Genomic DNA, 15,147 nt, shown 5'->3' with positions numbered 1-15,147 from the left:
TACGCGGTGCGGGCGGATGCGGCTACGCCATGTCACCACCGTATGGGCAGGTCGGTGATGAACGAGGTGAGCCGGTCGGCGAGCAGGCGGTCGTCGTGGGCGGAGTAGTGCCAGTGGCAGCCCGTGTAGTCCAGGCCCGTGTCGTCGAGGCGCCAGTAGCGGACCCGGCGGTCGCCGGCGCCCGCGCGCTCCTCGACCACCTGCTGGACGTGTCCGGCGAACGGGCCGGCGCCGACGGCCAGGATGGTCGTCCCCGGCCCGTAGCGCGTGCGCAGCTTCTGGAGGAAGCCGCTGTAGGCGCTCCGGTAGGCGGCGGCGAGGCTCTCGTCGGTCCACGGCTCGCCCGGGTTGACGGGGGTCGAGAAGTCGTTGGTGCCGAGGTGGACCACCACCAGCTGCGGCCGCCAGCTGCCCGGGTTCTGCCAGACGTCGCCGGGCACGTTCAGCAGCGCGCGGTCGTAGAAGGTGCGGTAGTTCACCTCCGGTGTGCCGCCGTTGTAGTTGCGGACCATGCCCAGGCCCGAGTACGCGTTGATCTGGTAGTCGGCGCGCAGCCGCCGGGCGGTGAGGGCGCCGTAGCTCACGTCGGCGTTCGTGGTGCGCGCGACCTGCTCGCCGGTGCAGTCGCGGGAGGTCGAGAGGTTGCCGTAGCCGGCCGTGAGGGAGTCGCCGACGAACTCGATCTGGCGGCTGCGCGCGGCCGGCCGGGTGAGGACGGCGCCGCCGGGCGCGGCGACGAAGCCGCCGAACGAGCTGGTGTTCCAGGGGGTGTCGTTGCGTTTGACGAGCCGGACGGTGTGCGCGCCGTCGCGCAGGCCGTTGATCCAGTGGGTGGTCCGGCCCGGGGTGACGAGGGTCGCGACGGTGGCTCCGTCGACCTGGACGTCGTAGTCGGCGGCCGGGTCGTCGAGCACGACGCCCACGCCGGTGCCGCGGAAGCGGCCCTCGAAGTACACGCCGGGCCAGCTGTACTGGAGGAGGTCCCCGGCGTCCTTGACCCGCCCGGCGGTGTGCACGCTCGCGCGCACGCCGTCCTGGTCCGGTGGGGCGGCGGTGGCGACCGCGGTCGGGCCGGCCAGCACAAGCGCCGCCGTCGACGCGACCAGCATCCGTAACCAGGGCATCGGCATGACTGTCCTCCGGGGGACGAGACAGGTGCACGGACCGGGCGGACATGACCGTACACCGACAAAAACCCGCCCACCAGGCCGCGTCGCGCTCAGCCCCGCAGCCGAAGGTCAGCCCCGCAGCCGGTCGAAGCCGAAGGGCGCGAGGGCCTCGGGCCGCCGCCCGGTGACGACGTACTCGGCGAGCCGGTGCCCGGTGACCGGGCCCAGGGTGACCCCGAGCATGCCGTGGCCGGTCGCCGCGAAGGCGTTGTCGTGGCCCGGGACGCGGTCGATCACCGGCAGCCCGTCGGGGAGGAACGGCCGCCCGCCGACCCAGGGGTCCCGGATCAGGCCGACCAGGTCGTCCGGGTCGTCGAACCAGCGGCCCAGATAGTGCCGGCTCGCGAGGGCGACCGCGACGATGCGGCGCCAGTCGAGGTGGTTGTTGTTGCCGCTGAGCTCCATCGTGCCGCCGATCCGCGTGGTGCCGCCGATCGGCGAGGCGACGGCCCGGCGCTCGCCGAAGTACAGCGTGTGCCGGGGCGCCGGATCCAGGTCCACGGAGAAGCTGTAGCCCTTGCCGGCCTGGAGCGGCAGACGGTGCCCCAGGAGCCCGAGCAGATCCGGCGAGCGCATGCCGGCGGCGACGACGACCGCCGCGCAGGGCAGGTCGCTGTCGGCGGTGCGCAGGGCGGTGATCCGGCCGCCCGCCGACCGGAACCCGGTGACCTCGGCGTTCTCGTGGATCTTCACACCCGCGGCGGCCAGGGCCTCGCCCAGGGAACGCGCGAACGCCTCCGGGTCGACGACGCCCTCCCCCGCCACGAGGTAGGCCGCGCGCACGGCCGGGGACAGCGCCTCGTCCAGCAGGTGGGCCCCGGCGCCCGTGACGATGTCGTCGGGCACGGGGTAGTGCCCGTGCGCCATCTCCCGCTGGAGCGCGAGGTGGTGCCGGGCCTCGGCCGGCGACAGGAAGGCGTGCACCATCCCGGGCCGGGTCAGCGTGGTGTCCACCCCGGACTCGCGCAGCCCGTCGAACAGGCCGAAGGTCTCGCGGTTCAGCTCGGCGATCGCCGTGTAGCCGCGCTTGAAGACGGCCGGGGTGCTGCTGCGCCAGAACCGCCACAGCCACCGCACGAACGCCGGGTCCGGAAGCGGCCGCAGGTACAGCGGGGAGTCGGGGCGGCCGAGTGAGCGCAGGGCGTAGCGCACCACGCCCGGGGCCGGCACCGGCGTCGAGTGGCTGAGGCAGACCCAGCCGGCGTTGCCCCTCGACGCCCCGGACCCCAGCCGGCGCCGCTCGACCACTTCCACCGGCAGCCCCGCGGCGGCCAGGTAGTAGGCCGTGCACAGCCCCACGACACCGCCGCCCACGACGACGACCGGGCCCGACGTGCCCACCCCAGCGCTCATGAGGCGTTCCCGTACGACGCGAGGAACTCCCTGGTGCGGGCCTCGGCGGGGGTGTCCAGCACGTCCTCGGGCCGGCCCTCCTCCACGATCCGGCCGCCGTCGACGAACACGACGTGGTCGGAGACCTCGCGGGCGAAGGGCAGTTCGTGGGTGACGAGCAGCATCGTCATGCCGTCGGCGGCCAGTTCACGCATCACGCTCAGCACCTCCCGGGTCGCCTCGGGGTCCAGGGAGGAGGTGGGCTCGTCGAAGAGCAGCACCTCGGGCCTCAGGGCGAGGGCCCGCGCGATGGCGACGCGCTGCTGTTCGCCGCCGGAGAGCTGCTCGGGCTGGGCGAGGGCGCGGTGCGCCACCCCGACCCGGCGCAGCAGGGTCACGGCCCGTTCCAGGGCCTGCGGTTCGGGCACGCCCGCCTTGCGCTGCGCGAGCACCACGTTCTCCACGGCGGTCAGGTGCGGGAACAGATGGAACCGCTGGAAGACCATGCCGACGGTGCGGCGCAGCCGGGGCAGGTCGCGGCAGACCGTGCGGCCGCTCTGGTGGACGGTCTCCCCGGCGACCTCGACCATGCCTTGGTCCGGGCGTTCCAGCAGGTTCACGCAGCGCATCAGGGTCGTCTTCCCGCCCCCGCTCTGCCCGATGACGCTGACGATGCTGCCCCGGCCGACCTCCAGGTGCACCCGGTCGAGGACGAGCCGGCCGTCGAAGGACTTGCACAGGTCCTCGATCCGTATGACGGCCTGGGAGGAGGCCCGCGCGGCGGGCGTCTGCGCGGCCACTGACTCGGTCATGCGGACACCTCCTTCACGGGGACGCCGGCGGCCGGCTCGGCGGCCAGCAGGGCACGGGCCGCCCGCAGGCGCCGCCGGCGCCACGGCGACAGGGGCACTCCCGACCGGACCTTCCGCTCCAGGAGCAGCAGCAGTTGGGACAGCGGGTAGCACAGGGCGAAGTAGATCGCCGCGATGACCAGGTACACCTCCAGGGCCCGGAAGGTGGCCGAGGTGATGAGCCGCCCCTCGGACATCAGCTCGGCGGCGGAGACGGTGACCAGCAGCGAGGTGGACTTGAGCAGGTCGACGAGCATGGTGTTGGTGCCGGGCAGCGCCAGCCGGAGGGCCTGCGGCAGCACGATGTGGCCGAAGATGCCGGTCCTGCCGATCCCCAGCGCCTCACCGGCCTCGGTCTGCCCGGCGTGCACGCCGCTGATCGCGGCACGGAAGATCTCGGACAGGTAGGCGGCGTAGAAGACGATCAGGCTGAGGCAGCCGGCCGTGAAGACGTCCAGCCGGATCCCGGCCGAGGCGAGGCCGAAGTACGTCAGGAAGATGATGGCGAGCAGCGGGACGTTCTTGAACACCTCGGTGTAGACGGCGGCGAGGGCGCGCGCCGGCCAGGCCCTGCTGAGCCGGAGCAGCGCCACGGCCAGGCCGAGCAGCACCGCTCCCGAGAAGCCTGCGGCCGTGTAGGACACGGTGCGCCCGAGCGCTGAGATGAGATCGGGCCGGTAGTCGGACCAGGGAACCTCGAAGAGAGCGGACATGGCGGCTGCTTTCACTGGGCGATGGACGGGGGCGTCCAGTCCTGGGGCCGGTCCACGCCGCGGCGGGCGGTGGCGACGTCGGCGGCGGGCACGAGGAACTGCTCGGGGTCGCCGCCGTACTTGCGGACGAGCCCCTCCAGCTCGCCGTTCTTGTACATGGCGTCGATCTGCGCGGAGATCGCCCGCTCCAGCTTGGTGGCCTGCTTCGGCAGGTAGAAGCCGGTCTGGTACGGCTGGAAGTACGCGTAGGCGGGCTTGGCCTTGACCTGCGCGGCGGTCGGCGGCGTCAGGTACTGGGTGTCGATCTTCAGCTCCGGGCGCTGCTTCTGCGCCGCGATGATGATCAGCGGATCGAGGAAGCCGACGTCGACCCGGCCCGCGCCCAGGTCGTCGAAGACGCCGTTGGCGTCGGGGTAGGCGTGCAGCTTGGCTCCGGGCACGGCCTGGATGGACTTGACCCAGACATAGCCCTCGACCGTGCCCAGGTTCAGGCCCTCCAGGTCCCCGACCGTCTTGTACGCCTTGCCGCTGCGGACGGCCATCGCCGGGGGCGAGTAGTAGGGCGGATCGGTGAACAGCCCCTGTTTCTGCCGGTCGGCGGACCAGGCGACGCCGCCGACGGTGATGTCGACCCGGCGGGACTGCACCCCGGCGAGCATGCCGGCGAAGTCCGTCACCTCGGGCTCGACCTTCAGGCCCAGCTTCTTGGCGGCGTAGGCGAGGATGTCGCCGTCGAGTCCGACGATCCTGCCGCCCTGGACGCTGGTGTAGGGGGCGTAGGGCTGGACGGCGACCTTGAGGACGCCGGGCGTGAGCGTGCCCAGCGCGGCGGTCTCGGCGGACACCTTCTTCGGGGCGTCGTCCCCGCCGGAACCGCAGGCGGCGGTGGACATCAGGAGCATCGCGGACAAAGCGAGAGCAAGCGAGCGCACACGGATCATCGGCTCGGGCCTTCCGTCTCGGTGCTGAAGGATCCCGCCGATTCACCGGACACCGTGCTCCCGGCGGGGAGGTGATGAGGCCCTCACGCTAGGCACAGGCCTGGCGCGCGTCACCGTTCACTTCGTACGAACTTGTCGCCGGTATGCGTGCCGCCCCTGTACGGTGCGTCCAACCCGGACCGCCCCTGGCGGGAGGAAACGCCCATGCTGAGCCCGTCACTCGCGCAGGAGATCGCCGGGGACACCTCCGCGGTCATCGGCTTCAACGTGCTGATCACCGACGCGGAGGGCATGGTCATCGGCAGCGGCGACAGCAGCCGCGTCGGCACCTTCCACGAGGCGTCCGTCGAGGTCGTCCGCACCAAGGAACCCGCCACGCACAACGCCTCCCAGGCGCAGTCGCTGCGCGGGGTCCGGCCCGGGATCACCCTGCCCCTGGTCACGGACGGGCAGGCGGTGGGAACCGTCGGGATCACCGGCACGCCCGCACAGGTGGGCCGCTTCGGGCTGCTGGTGAAGCGCCAGACGGAGATCCTCATCCGGGAGTCGGTGATGCTGCGCTCCCGGCTGCTCGCCGAGCGGGCGGCCGAGAAACTGCTCACCGACATCGCCGCCTACGACCCGCTGGTCGTGGAAGGCGACCTGCTGCTGTTCCGGGCCGCCGACCTCGGCTTCGACCTGCGGCTGCGCCGGGTCGCGGTGGCCTTCGAGGTGACCGTGCCGGGCCCGGGCTCCCGTCGTGGCGCCCGGGCCCGGGACGTGGCGCTGGTCCGCTCCGAGTTGCTGCGTACGGTCCGCGACGTCTTCGCCGATCCGCAGGACATCGTCGCGGGAACGGCTCCCGGCTGGATCGGCGTCCTGCACCGGCTCCCGGCCCGGGCCCCGGCGGACGCCCCGGCCGCCGACTGCCGCCGCGTCACGGACGTCATCGCCGCCCAGGACGGGCTCACCGCCCGCGCGGGCATCGGCGAACCGGCCACGTCCGTCGACGGTCTGCACGACTCCTACCAGGACGCGTGTGACGCGCTGCGCCTGGGCGCCCGGGTGGACGGCGGCGCCGGCGTCCACGCCATCGGCGATCTGCGGGTCCACCAGCTCCTGGCGGCGGTGAGCCAGTCCGCCCGCACCCGGCTGCTCGACGTGACCGCCGCGCGGCTGCGGGAGCAGCCGGACTGGCCGGTCCTGCGCGACACGATCACCGCGTGGTGCGAGAGCGGCTTCAACCTCGTACGGGCCTCCGCGGCGCTGCACATCCACCGCAACACCGTCGTCTACCGCATGAACAAGATCGAGCAGCTCACCGGCCGCCCGCTGCGCGAGCACCGGACGGCCATGGCCCTGTACCTGGCGTGCCTGGCCGACCGGCTGGGCGGCCCGGACCGCTGAGGGTCCGTCTCACACCAGCCGCCTCGACGGCGGCTCGATACGCGCGCCGGTGCGGGGTCAGTCCCCGTGTCCGAGCTGGAGGTCCCGTTCGGTGCGGCCGCCTCCGGCCACCTGGAGCACGGTGGCGACGGGCGGGTAACCGGCGGCGATGACGGTGTACTCGCCGGAGGACAGGTCGACGAACCGGAACGTGCCGTCGGGACCGGTGGTGAGGGTGTCGACGACGTTGCCCGCCACGTCGAGCAGCGTGACGCGCGCGTCCTCCACGGGCCGGCCGCCGCCCGCCCGGACGGTGCCGCGCAGGATGGCGCCGCCGGCGAGTTCGATGTCCCGGCGGGTCTCGCGGGCGGCCTGGACGGTGACGGGGAGCGCGGCCGGGCGGAAGGCGGGGGCGCTGGCGGCGAGGGTGTACTCGCCGGCCACCAGATCGGTGATGAGGTAGCCGCCCTCGCGGCTGCTGCGGGTGGTGGCCACGACCTCGCCGTGCACGTTGGTGAGGGTGACGCTGGCGTCCCGTACGGGGGTGCCGTCGGCGGTGACCACGCTGCCGACGAGGTTGCCCGCGCCGCCGAGGACGATGTCCAGTTCGACGGGGCGCTCGCCGACGGTCACGGAGACCGCCTGCGGCTGGTGGCCGCCCGCGGCGGCGATCAGCACGTAGGAGCCGGGGCCCGGGGTGGCCAGCGCGTAGCGCCCGTCCTCGCCGCTCGCGCCGCGTCCGGTCTGCTGCCCGGTGACGTCGATGAGCGTGAGGGCCGCGCGGGGTACGACGGTCCCGTCGTGGTGCTGCACCGAGCCGCAGACGGGGACGCCGGCGGTGTGGGGAGCGCGGGCCTTCGGGATCGGGGTGCTCCCCGGCTCCGTGTCCGGGTCGGTGACGGATACGTGGTGGGACACCAGGGGTTTCTCCTTGAGGAAGAGGGCGATGACCAGCCCGAGGGCCAGCACCGGCACCAGGTGGAGGAAGATCCGCGGCATGGCGTCGGCGTACGCCCCGATGCAGTCGTCGCGCAGCCCCGGGGGCAGGGCGCGCACGAGCTGCGGAGTCAGGGACTCGGGGTCGGGGAGCCGGTCGCCCGCGCGCACGGGCGGGTGGTGGGCGAGGACGTCGGTGAGCCGGCCGGCGAGGAACGTGCCGAAGACGGCGGCCGAGACGCTGCCGCCGATCTGCCGGAGGTAGTTGTTGGCGCTGGTGGCGGTGCCCAGGTCGGCGGGGCGCACGGAGTTCTGCACGGCGAGGATCAGCACCGGCATCACCATGCCGATGCCGGCGCCGAGGACGGCCGTCCAGATGCCGAAGTGCAGCCGGGGCGTGCCGGCGTCGAGGCGGGACAGCAGCCACATGCCCACGGCGGACAGGGCGCAGCCCAGGATCGGGTAGGCCTTGTAGCGGCCGGTGTGGCTGATGAGCTGTCCGACGATGACGGAGGCGCCGACGATGCCCGCCGTCATGGGCAGCATGAGCAGGCCCGACTCGGTGGCGGAGACCCCGTCGACCATCTGGAGGTAGGTCGGCAGATAGCCGGCGGCACCGAACAGCCCGGCTCCGGTCACCAGGCCGACCAGGCCGGTGACGTTGAAGACGGAGTCCCTGAACAGCCGCAGCGGGATGAGGGGTTCGGCGGCGAAGTGCTCGACGACGAGGAAGAGGACGGTCGCCACGGCCGTTCCCGCGCCCAGGCCGAGGATCATCCGCGAGTCCCAGGCGTACTCGGTGCCGCCCCAACTGGTCAGCATGACCAGGCAGGTGGAGGCGGCGGTCAGCAGCAGCACGCCGAGGAGGTCCAGCCGGGCCTTGCCCGCCGGTTTCGGCAGCTTCAGCGCGAGCGCGACGACGACCAGGGTGACCAGGCCGAAGGGCACGTTGACGTAGAAGCACCAGCGCCAGGAGAGATGGTCGGTGAGGTAGCCGCCGAGCAGGGGCCCGGCCACGGAGGCGAGTCCGAAGGCGGCGCCGACCAGGCCCAGGTAGCGGCCGCGCTGCCGGGCGGGCACGATGTCCGCGGTGATCGCCTGGACACCGATCATGAGGCCGCCCGCGCCGACGCCCTGGAGGGCGCGGAAGGCGATCAGCTGGTCCATGGTCTGCGCCCGGCCCGCGAGCGCGGAACCGGCGACGAACACGACGATCGCGAACTGGAAGACGCCCTTGCGGCCGAGCAGGTCGCCGAGCTTGCCGTAGACCGGCAGGCCGACGGTCGCGGTGAGCAGGTAGGCGGTGATCGCCCAGGACATCTTGTCCAGGCCGTGCAGCTCACCGACGATCTTGGGGAGCGCGGTGGCGACGATCATCTGCTCCAGGGCGGCGAGGAGCAGGGCGAGCATGAGCGCGAGGAAGACCAACCGCACTCTGCGCGGGGTCAGTTCGGCGGCCGGGGCCGGCGGTGGCGCGGGGGGCTCGGGAGGCGCCACCGCCGGTTCGTCCTGCGCCAGAGTGATCCCGCCCACCTACCGCTCCCCTCGTCACGCTGCCGCACAAATCCCGCGTAAAAGCGACAACTACGAGCAAGCGCGACGAGTTACGGCACAGCAGCGAGCCGTAGGGAGATCACTCGAACCGGTGAGTGGCTCAACGGCCCCCGGTAATCCGAGTCTTGGGGAGGCTACTTCTCGACCTCGGCGGCGAGCCGGGCGAGCAGCGCGTCGTAGATCCGGCCGAGGCCCTTGGGCGCGAAGGTCTTCTCGAAGAAGCCGCCGATGCCGCCGGCACCGGTCCAGGTGGTGGTCACGACGACCCGGGACCTGCCGTCGCCGGCCGGGGTGACCCGCCAGGTGGTGACCATGGAGGAGTTGCGGTCCTTCTCGACCAGCTCGCCGTCGGTGGGCTCGGTGACCTCAAGGAGGCAGTCACGCACGCGCTTGCTGGTGGCCTGGAGCTTCCAGTGGACGAGGGTGCCCTCGCCGTCACCGCCCTCGCGGACCTCGTACTCGCTGAACTGCTCGGGCAGCAGCTTCGCGCGTGTGCCGCTGTAGTCGGCGAGGGCGTCGAACACCGTCTCCGCGTCCGCCGCGACGATCCGCTCCGTAGTGGCCTCGACCTGCGCCATCGCTTTCCTCCAGGACATGGTTTCTCGGGGGTTGAAGGCAAGCCAACCACCCCGCTGCCCGGCCCCCCAAATCGGGGTCGCCCAACCCGGTCGCACCCGTTCGGAAAACACCCTCGCACGATCAAGGGAACATGTGTTCTATTCTGTGGCCAGTGCTACCGAGGAGGCGTCATGCGCTGGGACAACCTCACCGAGGACTCCGAACACAGCCGGGCCGACGCCGCGCTGTTCGGCGCGGACGCCGTGACCACCCGCACCTTCGACACGCCGGAGTTCGCGGGAATCACCTTCCACGAGATCCGGGCCCGCTCGATCATCAACCGGGTGCCGGCGGTCTCCCGGATGTCGTTCCAGTGGACGGTCAATCCCTATCGCGGCTGCTCACACGCGTGTGTGTACTGCTTCGCGCGCAAGACGCACAGCTATCTCGACCTCGACACGGGCCTGGGCTTCGACTCCCAGATCGTGGTCAAGACCAACGCGCCGGAGCTGCTGCGCCGGCAGCTCGGCTCGCGCCGCTGGCAGGGCGAGCACATCGCGATGGGCACGAACGTCGACTGCTACCAGCGCGCCGAGGGGCGCTACCGCCTGATGCCGGGCATCATCGCGGCCCTGCGCGACCACGCGAACCCCTTCTCGATCCTGACCAAGGGCACGCTCATCCTGCGCGACCTGGACCTGATCAGGCAGGCCGCGCAGGTGACCGATGTCGGCATCTCCGTGTCGGTCGGCTTCACCGACTCCGAGCTGTGGCGCACCGTCGAGCCGGGCACGCCCGCGCCGGAGCGGCGCCTGGAGGTCGTACGGGCCTTCGGCGAGCGCGGCATCGGCTGCGGTGTGCTGATGGCGCCGGTGATCCCGTTCCTGAGCGACCAGCCGGAGCGGCTGCGGGCCACCGTACGGGCGATCGCTGACTCCGGCGCCACGTCCGTCACCCCCCTGGTGCTGCATCTGCGGCCCGGCGCCCGCGAGTGGTTCATGACCTGGCTGGGGCAGCACCACCCGCACCTGGTGCCCCGCTACGAGCGGCTGTACGCGGCGGGCTCCTACGCCCCGAAGTGGTACCAGCGCCGGATCACCCGTCAGGTGCACGAGCTGGCCGAGGAGTACGGCATCGGGCCCACGCGCGCGGGGATGCCGCGCCGGATCCGGCCGCCGGAGCCGGCCGGGGAACCCCCGGCGTCCGGGCCGACACAGCTCTCACTCCTTTAGGAGCGTTCGAGCGCATCCGAAGATCCATCCGGGTCATGGCAGTGACGGAATGAGCTCTTCCAGGACTCCTCTCCGGGACGATGCGGCGAGGACGGTGACCCCCGCGGTCCTCCATCCCGCCGTCCTGGGAGGACTCCATGAGAAAACGCGCAGCCGCGCTGTACGGCGCCGCCGTCGTCATGGCCGGCACCTTCACGGCCGTCCCCGCCGAAGCGAACGCCCCACACACCGCGGAGCCCGTGCACGCCGCGGCACCCACCTGGAGGAACTGCGCCACCAAGAAGTACCCGACGCTCCAGTGCGCGTCCCTGAAGGTGCCCCTCGACCACCGCAGGCCGCACGGACAGCGGATCACCCTCGCCCTGTCCCGCGTCCCGCACACCGCCAAGACGTACCAGGGCCCGCTGCTGGTCAACCCCGGCGGGCCCGGCAGCAGCGGTCTGGCGCTCGCCGGGTTCGTCGCGTCCGCGCTGCCCGGGAAAGTGGCGGCCCAGTACGACGTCATCGGGTTCGACCCGCGCGGGGTGGGCAAGAGCCGGCCCGCGCTGGACTGCCGCCCCGGCCACTTCGATCCGGTGCGCCCGGACTCCCTGCCGGCCACACCCGCGATCGAGCGGGCCAACCTCGCCCGCGCCGAGTCCTTCGCGACGGCCTGCGGCGGGAAATACGGCGGGCTGCTGCCCTACCTGAACACCACCAGCGCCGTGCGCGACATGGATGCGATCCGGCAGGCCCTGGGCGCGGAGCGGATCAACTACCTCGGCTACTCGTACGGCACCTACCTGGGCGCGGTCTACGCCAAGTTCTTCCCGGAGCGCGTCCGGCGCCTGATCCTGGACTCGGTCGTCGACCCCACGGAGGTCTGGTACGACGCCAACCTCAACCAGGACGTGGCCTTCAACGACCGCCACCGCGCCTTCCTGGCCTGGGTCGCCCGGTACGACGCGACGTACCGGCTCGGCACCGACCCAGAGCGGATCGAGGCCAGGTGGTACGCGATGCGGGCGGCCCTCGCGAAGAAGCCGGCAGGCGGCACGGTGGGGGCCGCGGAGCTGGAGGACACCTTCATCCCGGGCGGCTATCACAACGGCTACTGGCCGCGTCTGGCCGACGCGTTCGCGGCCTACGTGAACGACGGCGATCCCGAGCCGCTGGTCAAGGCGTACGAGGACCTCGGTGCGGTCGACGCCGCCGGCGCCAACGGCTACAGCATCTACACCTCGGTGCAGTGCCGGGACGCCGGCTGGCCGCGCGACTGGCGCCAATGGCGCGAGGACAACCGGGCGGTGCACGAGAAGGCGCCGTTCATGACCTGGAACAACGCCTGGTACAACGCGCCGTGCGCGTTCTGGCCGACGGAGTCGCTGAAGCCGGTGAACGTCGCCAACGGCGCGCTTCCGCCCACCCTGCTGTTCCAGGCGACCGGCGACGCGGCCACGCCGTACGAGGGCGGCGTCACGGTCCATCGGCTGCTGGCGCACTCCAGCCTGGTGGTCGAGGAGGGCGGCGGCAACCACGGCATCACACTGAGCGGGAACGCCTGTCTGGACCGGCATCTGGCGGCCTACCTCTCCAACGGCACGGTGCCGCGCGGCCACGGCGAGGCGGACGCGGTGTGCGAGGCGCTGCCCGCCCCGAAGCCGGCCACAAAGAAGGGGGCGCCGGCCGCCACGAAGGGCTCGGCACTGCACGGCCTGCTCGGCTTCCGAGGCTGAGAGCGGCCTCCCCTCTCGGATGCTCGGCCGACGTCGCTCACCTTGCACGTGAAAACCGATCGGTTTACGGTGATGCCGAAACCGATCGGTTTCTCGCTCTGGGGTGAGCCCGGACGAGACCCACCGAGACGACAGGAGTGCCGAATGACGACCGCGCGCGGGGCCGAGGCGAAGTCGGCGGATCGCAGGATTCCGGGGAAGCTGGCCGCACATCCGTCGGTGCGGGCCGTCCTCGCCCGGCGCGCGACGGGTGACGCCGCGAGCCCCCCGGCGGTGATCGACGCGGCCTGGCTGCGCGACCTGTGCCTGGCGGCCGGTGCGGACGACGCCGCCGCGGTCAGCCTCGACCACCCCGACCTGGCCGGCGAGCGCGAGCACGCACAGTCCGCGCTGCCCGGCACCCGCACCCTGATCGCGCTGGCCGTCCGGATGAACCGCGACAACTGCCGCTCCCCCGCCCGCAGCGTGGCCAACCAGGAGTTCCACCAGACCGACGAACAGGCCAACCACGCCGCCCGCAGAGTCACCCGGGCGCTGCAGGACGCCGGCCACCGCGCGCTCAATCCGTCGGTCGGCTTCCCTCAGGAGATGGACCACTTTCCCAGCGAGCGGATCTGGGTGGTGGCCCACAAGACGGTCGCGGTGGCCGCGGGCCTCGGTGTGATGGGCCTGCACCGCAACGTCATCCACCCGAAGTTCGGCAACTTCATCCTGCTGGCCACCGTCCTGGTGGACGCCGAGGTGAGCGAGTACGGGCAGGCGCTGGACTACAACCCCTGCATCGACTGCAAGCTGTGCGTCGCGGCCTGCCCGGTCGGCGCCATCAGCAAGGACGGGGCGTTCGACGCGCTGGCCTGCACCACGCACAACTACCGCGAGTTCATGAGCGGGTTCACCGACTGGGCGCAGACCGTGGCCGACAGCGAGGACGCCGCCGACTACCGCTCCCGGGTCACCGACTCCGAGAGCGCCTCCATGTGGCAGAGCCTGAGCTCTCCCCCCGGTTACAAGTCCGGCTACTGCATGGCCGTCTGCCCCGGCGGCGAGGACGTCCTGGGCCCCTACCTCGACGACCGCAAGACGTTCATGGACACCGTGCTGCGACCACTGCAGGACAAGAAGGAGACCCTCTACGTCCTGCCGGGCTCCGACGCGCGGGAATACGCCCGCCGCCGCTTCCCCCACAAGCCCGTCAAGGAAGTCACCGGCGGCTGGCAGCCGCCGGCGAAGCGAACGCCCTGATCCGCAAACCGATCGGTTTTCATTTCGTCCACCCCGGGTTAACCTCGCGGCATGACCACCGAAGTGAAGCCAAGCACCAGAGAGCGGCTGCTGGAGGCGGCGGCCACGCTCACCTACCGGGACGGTGTCGGCATCGGCGTCGAGGCGCTATGCAAGGCGGCGGGGGTGTCGAAGCGCTCCCTCTACCAGCTGTTCGAGAGCAAGGACGAACTGCTGGCGGTCAGCCTGGAGGAGCGGGCCTCCGCCTTCGTGGCGACCCTCCTGCCGCCGGCGGACGACGGCCGGTCGCCCCGCGAGCGGATCCTGCACGTCTTCGAGCAGGTGGAATCACAGGCGGGCGCACCCGAGTTCCGGGGCTGCCCGTACCTGGCCGTGCAGATCGAACTGAAGGACCGGAGCCACCCCGCGAGCCGGGTGGCCCACCGGATCAAGGCGAACCTGACGGGGTTCTTCCGTGCCGAGGCCGAACAGGGCGGAGCGAGCGACCCCGACCTGCTGGCCCGGCAGCTCAGCCTGGTCTTCGACGGCGCCAGCGCCCGTGCGGGGATCGGCGCCGACAGGCTGACGGGACTCATCGCACCCACGGTGACCACCCTGCTCGACGCGGCGGGCATGCGCTGACGCGGCGCCTTTCCGGCAGAGGGCCTTGCGCACGGAAACCGATCGGTTTACGGTAGGGGAAACCGATCAGTTTCTCAACGAGCACGGGAATCCATGATGACGACGAACCGGCCGGTGGCACTCGTGACGGGTGCGTCATCCGGCATCGGCAAGGAAACCGCGCTCGCGCTGGTCGCAGCAGGTTTCGACGTGGTCGGCACAAGCCGCGACACCTCGCGCGTCGCCCCGCTCGGCGGTGTGACGTTCCTCGACCTCGACGTGGCCGATGACGCCTCGGTCGCCGCCGCGGTCAAGCAGGTGATCGAGCGGTCCGGGCGGATCGACGTCCTGGTCAACAACGCGGGCGTCGGCTCGATGGGCGCGGCGGAGGAAACCTCCGTCGCGCAGGCCCAGGGAGTCTTCGAGACCAACGTCTTCGGGGTCATGCGCATGGTGAAGGAGGTCCTGCCGCACATGCGCGCCCAGGGCCGCGGGCGCATCATCAACCTCTCGTCCGTGGTCGGGCTCATCCCCTCGCCCTACATGGCCGTCTACGCCGCCTCCAAGCACGCGATCGAGGGCTACACCGAGTCCCTGGACCACGAGGTCCGTGAGCACGGCGTCCGAGCCCTGCTCGTCGAACCCGCCTACACCAGAACCGGATTCGAGGCCAACAGCGCCCGGCCCGACACCCCCCTGCAGGACTACGCGAAGCAGCGGCACACCTTCGACCGCCTGGTGGCGGAGGCGATCAAGGACGGCGACGCACCGGCCGTCGTCGCCAAGGTGATCGTCGCGGCGGCGACCGACGCGCGGCCGAAACTGCGCTACACCGCCGGCCCCGTGGCCGGACGCGTGAGCACACTGCGCCGCTTCGTTCCCGCCCGGGCCTTCGACAAGCAGATCCGCAAGCTCAACAAGCTGGCCGGCTGACCCCCG

13 protein-coding genes are annotated in these 15,147 nt (G+C 71.9%); 6 read left to right on the top strand and 7 right to left on the bottom strand.

Features of this window, described 5'->3' with window-relative positions:
* Positions 1 to 32: 32 nt before the first annotated feature.
* The 5 genes from ACFZDA_RS03890 to ACFZDA_RS03870 form a co-directional block, all read right to left on the bottom strand.
* Entirely contained in the window at positions 33 to 1,124 is a 1,092-nt protein-coding gene (locus ACFZDA_RS03890) for a GDSL-type esterase/lipase family protein (protein ID WP_391074352.1), read from the bottom strand.
* A 114-nt stretch (positions 1,125 to 1,238) separates the two neighbouring features.
* A complete protein-coding gene (locus tag ACFZDA_RS03885) occupies positions 1,239 to 2,522 on the bottom strand; it encodes an FAD-dependent oxidoreductase (RefSeq protein ID WP_391074349.1) in 1,284 nt (427 codons plus the stop codon).
* Positions 2,519 to 3,313 (bottom strand): ATP-binding cassette domain-containing protein, encoded by a 795-nt coding sequence (locus tag ACFZDA_RS03880; RefSeq protein ID WP_391074346.1) that lies wholly within the window; start codon positions 3,311 to 3,313, stop codon positions 2,519 to 2,521. Before ACFZDA_RS03880 ends, ACFZDA_RS03885 begins: the two co-directional genes overlap by 4 nt.
* A complete protein-coding gene (locus tag ACFZDA_RS03875) occupies positions 3,310 to 4,065 on the bottom strand; it encodes an ABC transporter permease subunit (RefSeq protein WP_391074344.1) in 756 nt (251 codons plus the stop codon). Before ACFZDA_RS03875 ends, ACFZDA_RS03880 begins: the two co-directional genes overlap by 4 nt.
* An 11-nt stretch (positions 4,066 to 4,076) precedes the next feature.
* Positions 4,077 to 5,006, bottom strand: coding sequence for a transporter substrate-binding domain-containing protein (locus ACFZDA_RS03870; RefSeq protein WP_391074341.1), 930 nt, complete (start codon positions 5,004 to 5,006; stop codon positions 4,077 to 4,079).
* Positions 5,007 to 5,210: 204 nt separating this feature from the next.
* Between ACFZDA_RS03870 and ACFZDA_RS03865 the strand changes: the two genes are divergently transcribed.
* Positions 5,211 to 6,392 (top strand): sugar diacid recognition domain-containing protein, encoded by a 1,182-nt coding sequence (locus ACFZDA_RS03865; RefSeq protein ID WP_391074338.1) that lies wholly within the window; start codon positions 5,211 to 5,213, stop codon positions 6,390 to 6,392.
* 57 nt (positions 6,393 to 6,449) lie between these two features.
* Here ACFZDA_RS03865 and ACFZDA_RS03860 read toward each other — a convergent pair whose 3' ends face one another.
* Both ACFZDA_RS03860 and ACFZDA_RS03855 read right to left on the bottom strand, forming a co-directional pair.
* A complete protein-coding gene (locus tag ACFZDA_RS03860) occupies positions 6,450 to 8,840 on the bottom strand; it encodes a DHA2 family efflux MFS transporter permease subunit (RefSeq protein ID WP_391074335.1) in 2,391 nt (796 codons plus the stop codon).
* 155 nt (positions 8,841 to 8,995) lie between these two features.
* Positions 8,996 to 9,439: an SRPBCC family protein gene (locus ACFZDA_RS03855; RefSeq protein WP_391074333.1), complete on the bottom strand. Its 444-nt coding sequence runs from the start codon at positions 9,437 to 9,439 to the stop codon at positions 8,996 to 8,998.
* Between the two features lie 171 nt (positions 9,440 to 9,610).
* Between ACFZDA_RS03855 and ACFZDA_RS03850 the strand changes: the two genes are divergently transcribed.
* The 5 genes from ACFZDA_RS03850 (at position 9,611) to ACFZDA_RS03830 (ending at position 15,141) form a co-directional block, all read left to right on the top strand.
* On the top strand, positions 9,611 to 10,651 hold the full coding sequence (locus ACFZDA_RS03850; RefSeq protein WP_391074330.1) for an Rv2578c family radical SAM protein: 1,041 nt from the start codon (positions 9,611 to 9,613) through the stop codon (positions 10,649 to 10,651).
* 137 nt (positions 10,652 to 10,788) lie between these two features.
* Positions 10,789 to 12,366, top strand: a complete 1,578-nt coding sequence (locus ACFZDA_RS03845) for an alpha/beta fold hydrolase (protein ID WP_391074327.1) — start codon at positions 10,789 to 10,791, stop codon at positions 12,364 to 12,366.
* Between the two features lie 144 nt (positions 12,367 to 12,510).
* The gene (locus ACFZDA_RS03840) at positions 12,511 to 13,608 is read left to right on the top strand and encodes a 4Fe-4S binding protein (protein WP_391074324.1); all 1,098 of its coding nucleotides are present in this window, start codon (positions 12,511 to 12,513) and stop codon (positions 13,606 to 13,608) included.
* Positions 13,609 to 13,659: 51 nt separating this feature from the next.
* Positions 13,660 to 14,229 (top strand): TetR family transcriptional regulator, encoded by a 570-nt coding sequence (locus ACFZDA_RS03835; protein WP_391074321.1) that lies wholly within the window; start codon positions 13,660 to 13,662, stop codon positions 14,227 to 14,229.
* Between the two features lie 96 nt (positions 14,230 to 14,325).
* A complete protein-coding gene (locus ACFZDA_RS03830; RefSeq protein ID WP_391074609.1) occupies positions 14,326 to 15,141 on the top strand; it encodes an oxidoreductase in 816 nt (271 codons plus the stop codon).
* The last annotated feature ends 6 nt before the right edge of the window (positions 15,142 to 15,147 follow it).

This window comes from Streptomyces sp. NPDC007991 (genome assembly GCF_042958445.1).
GTDB lineage: Bacteria > Actinomycetota > Actinomycetes > Streptomycetales > Streptomycetaceae > Streptomyces.
This window is presented reverse-complemented; position numbering and strand designations above follow the sequence as displayed.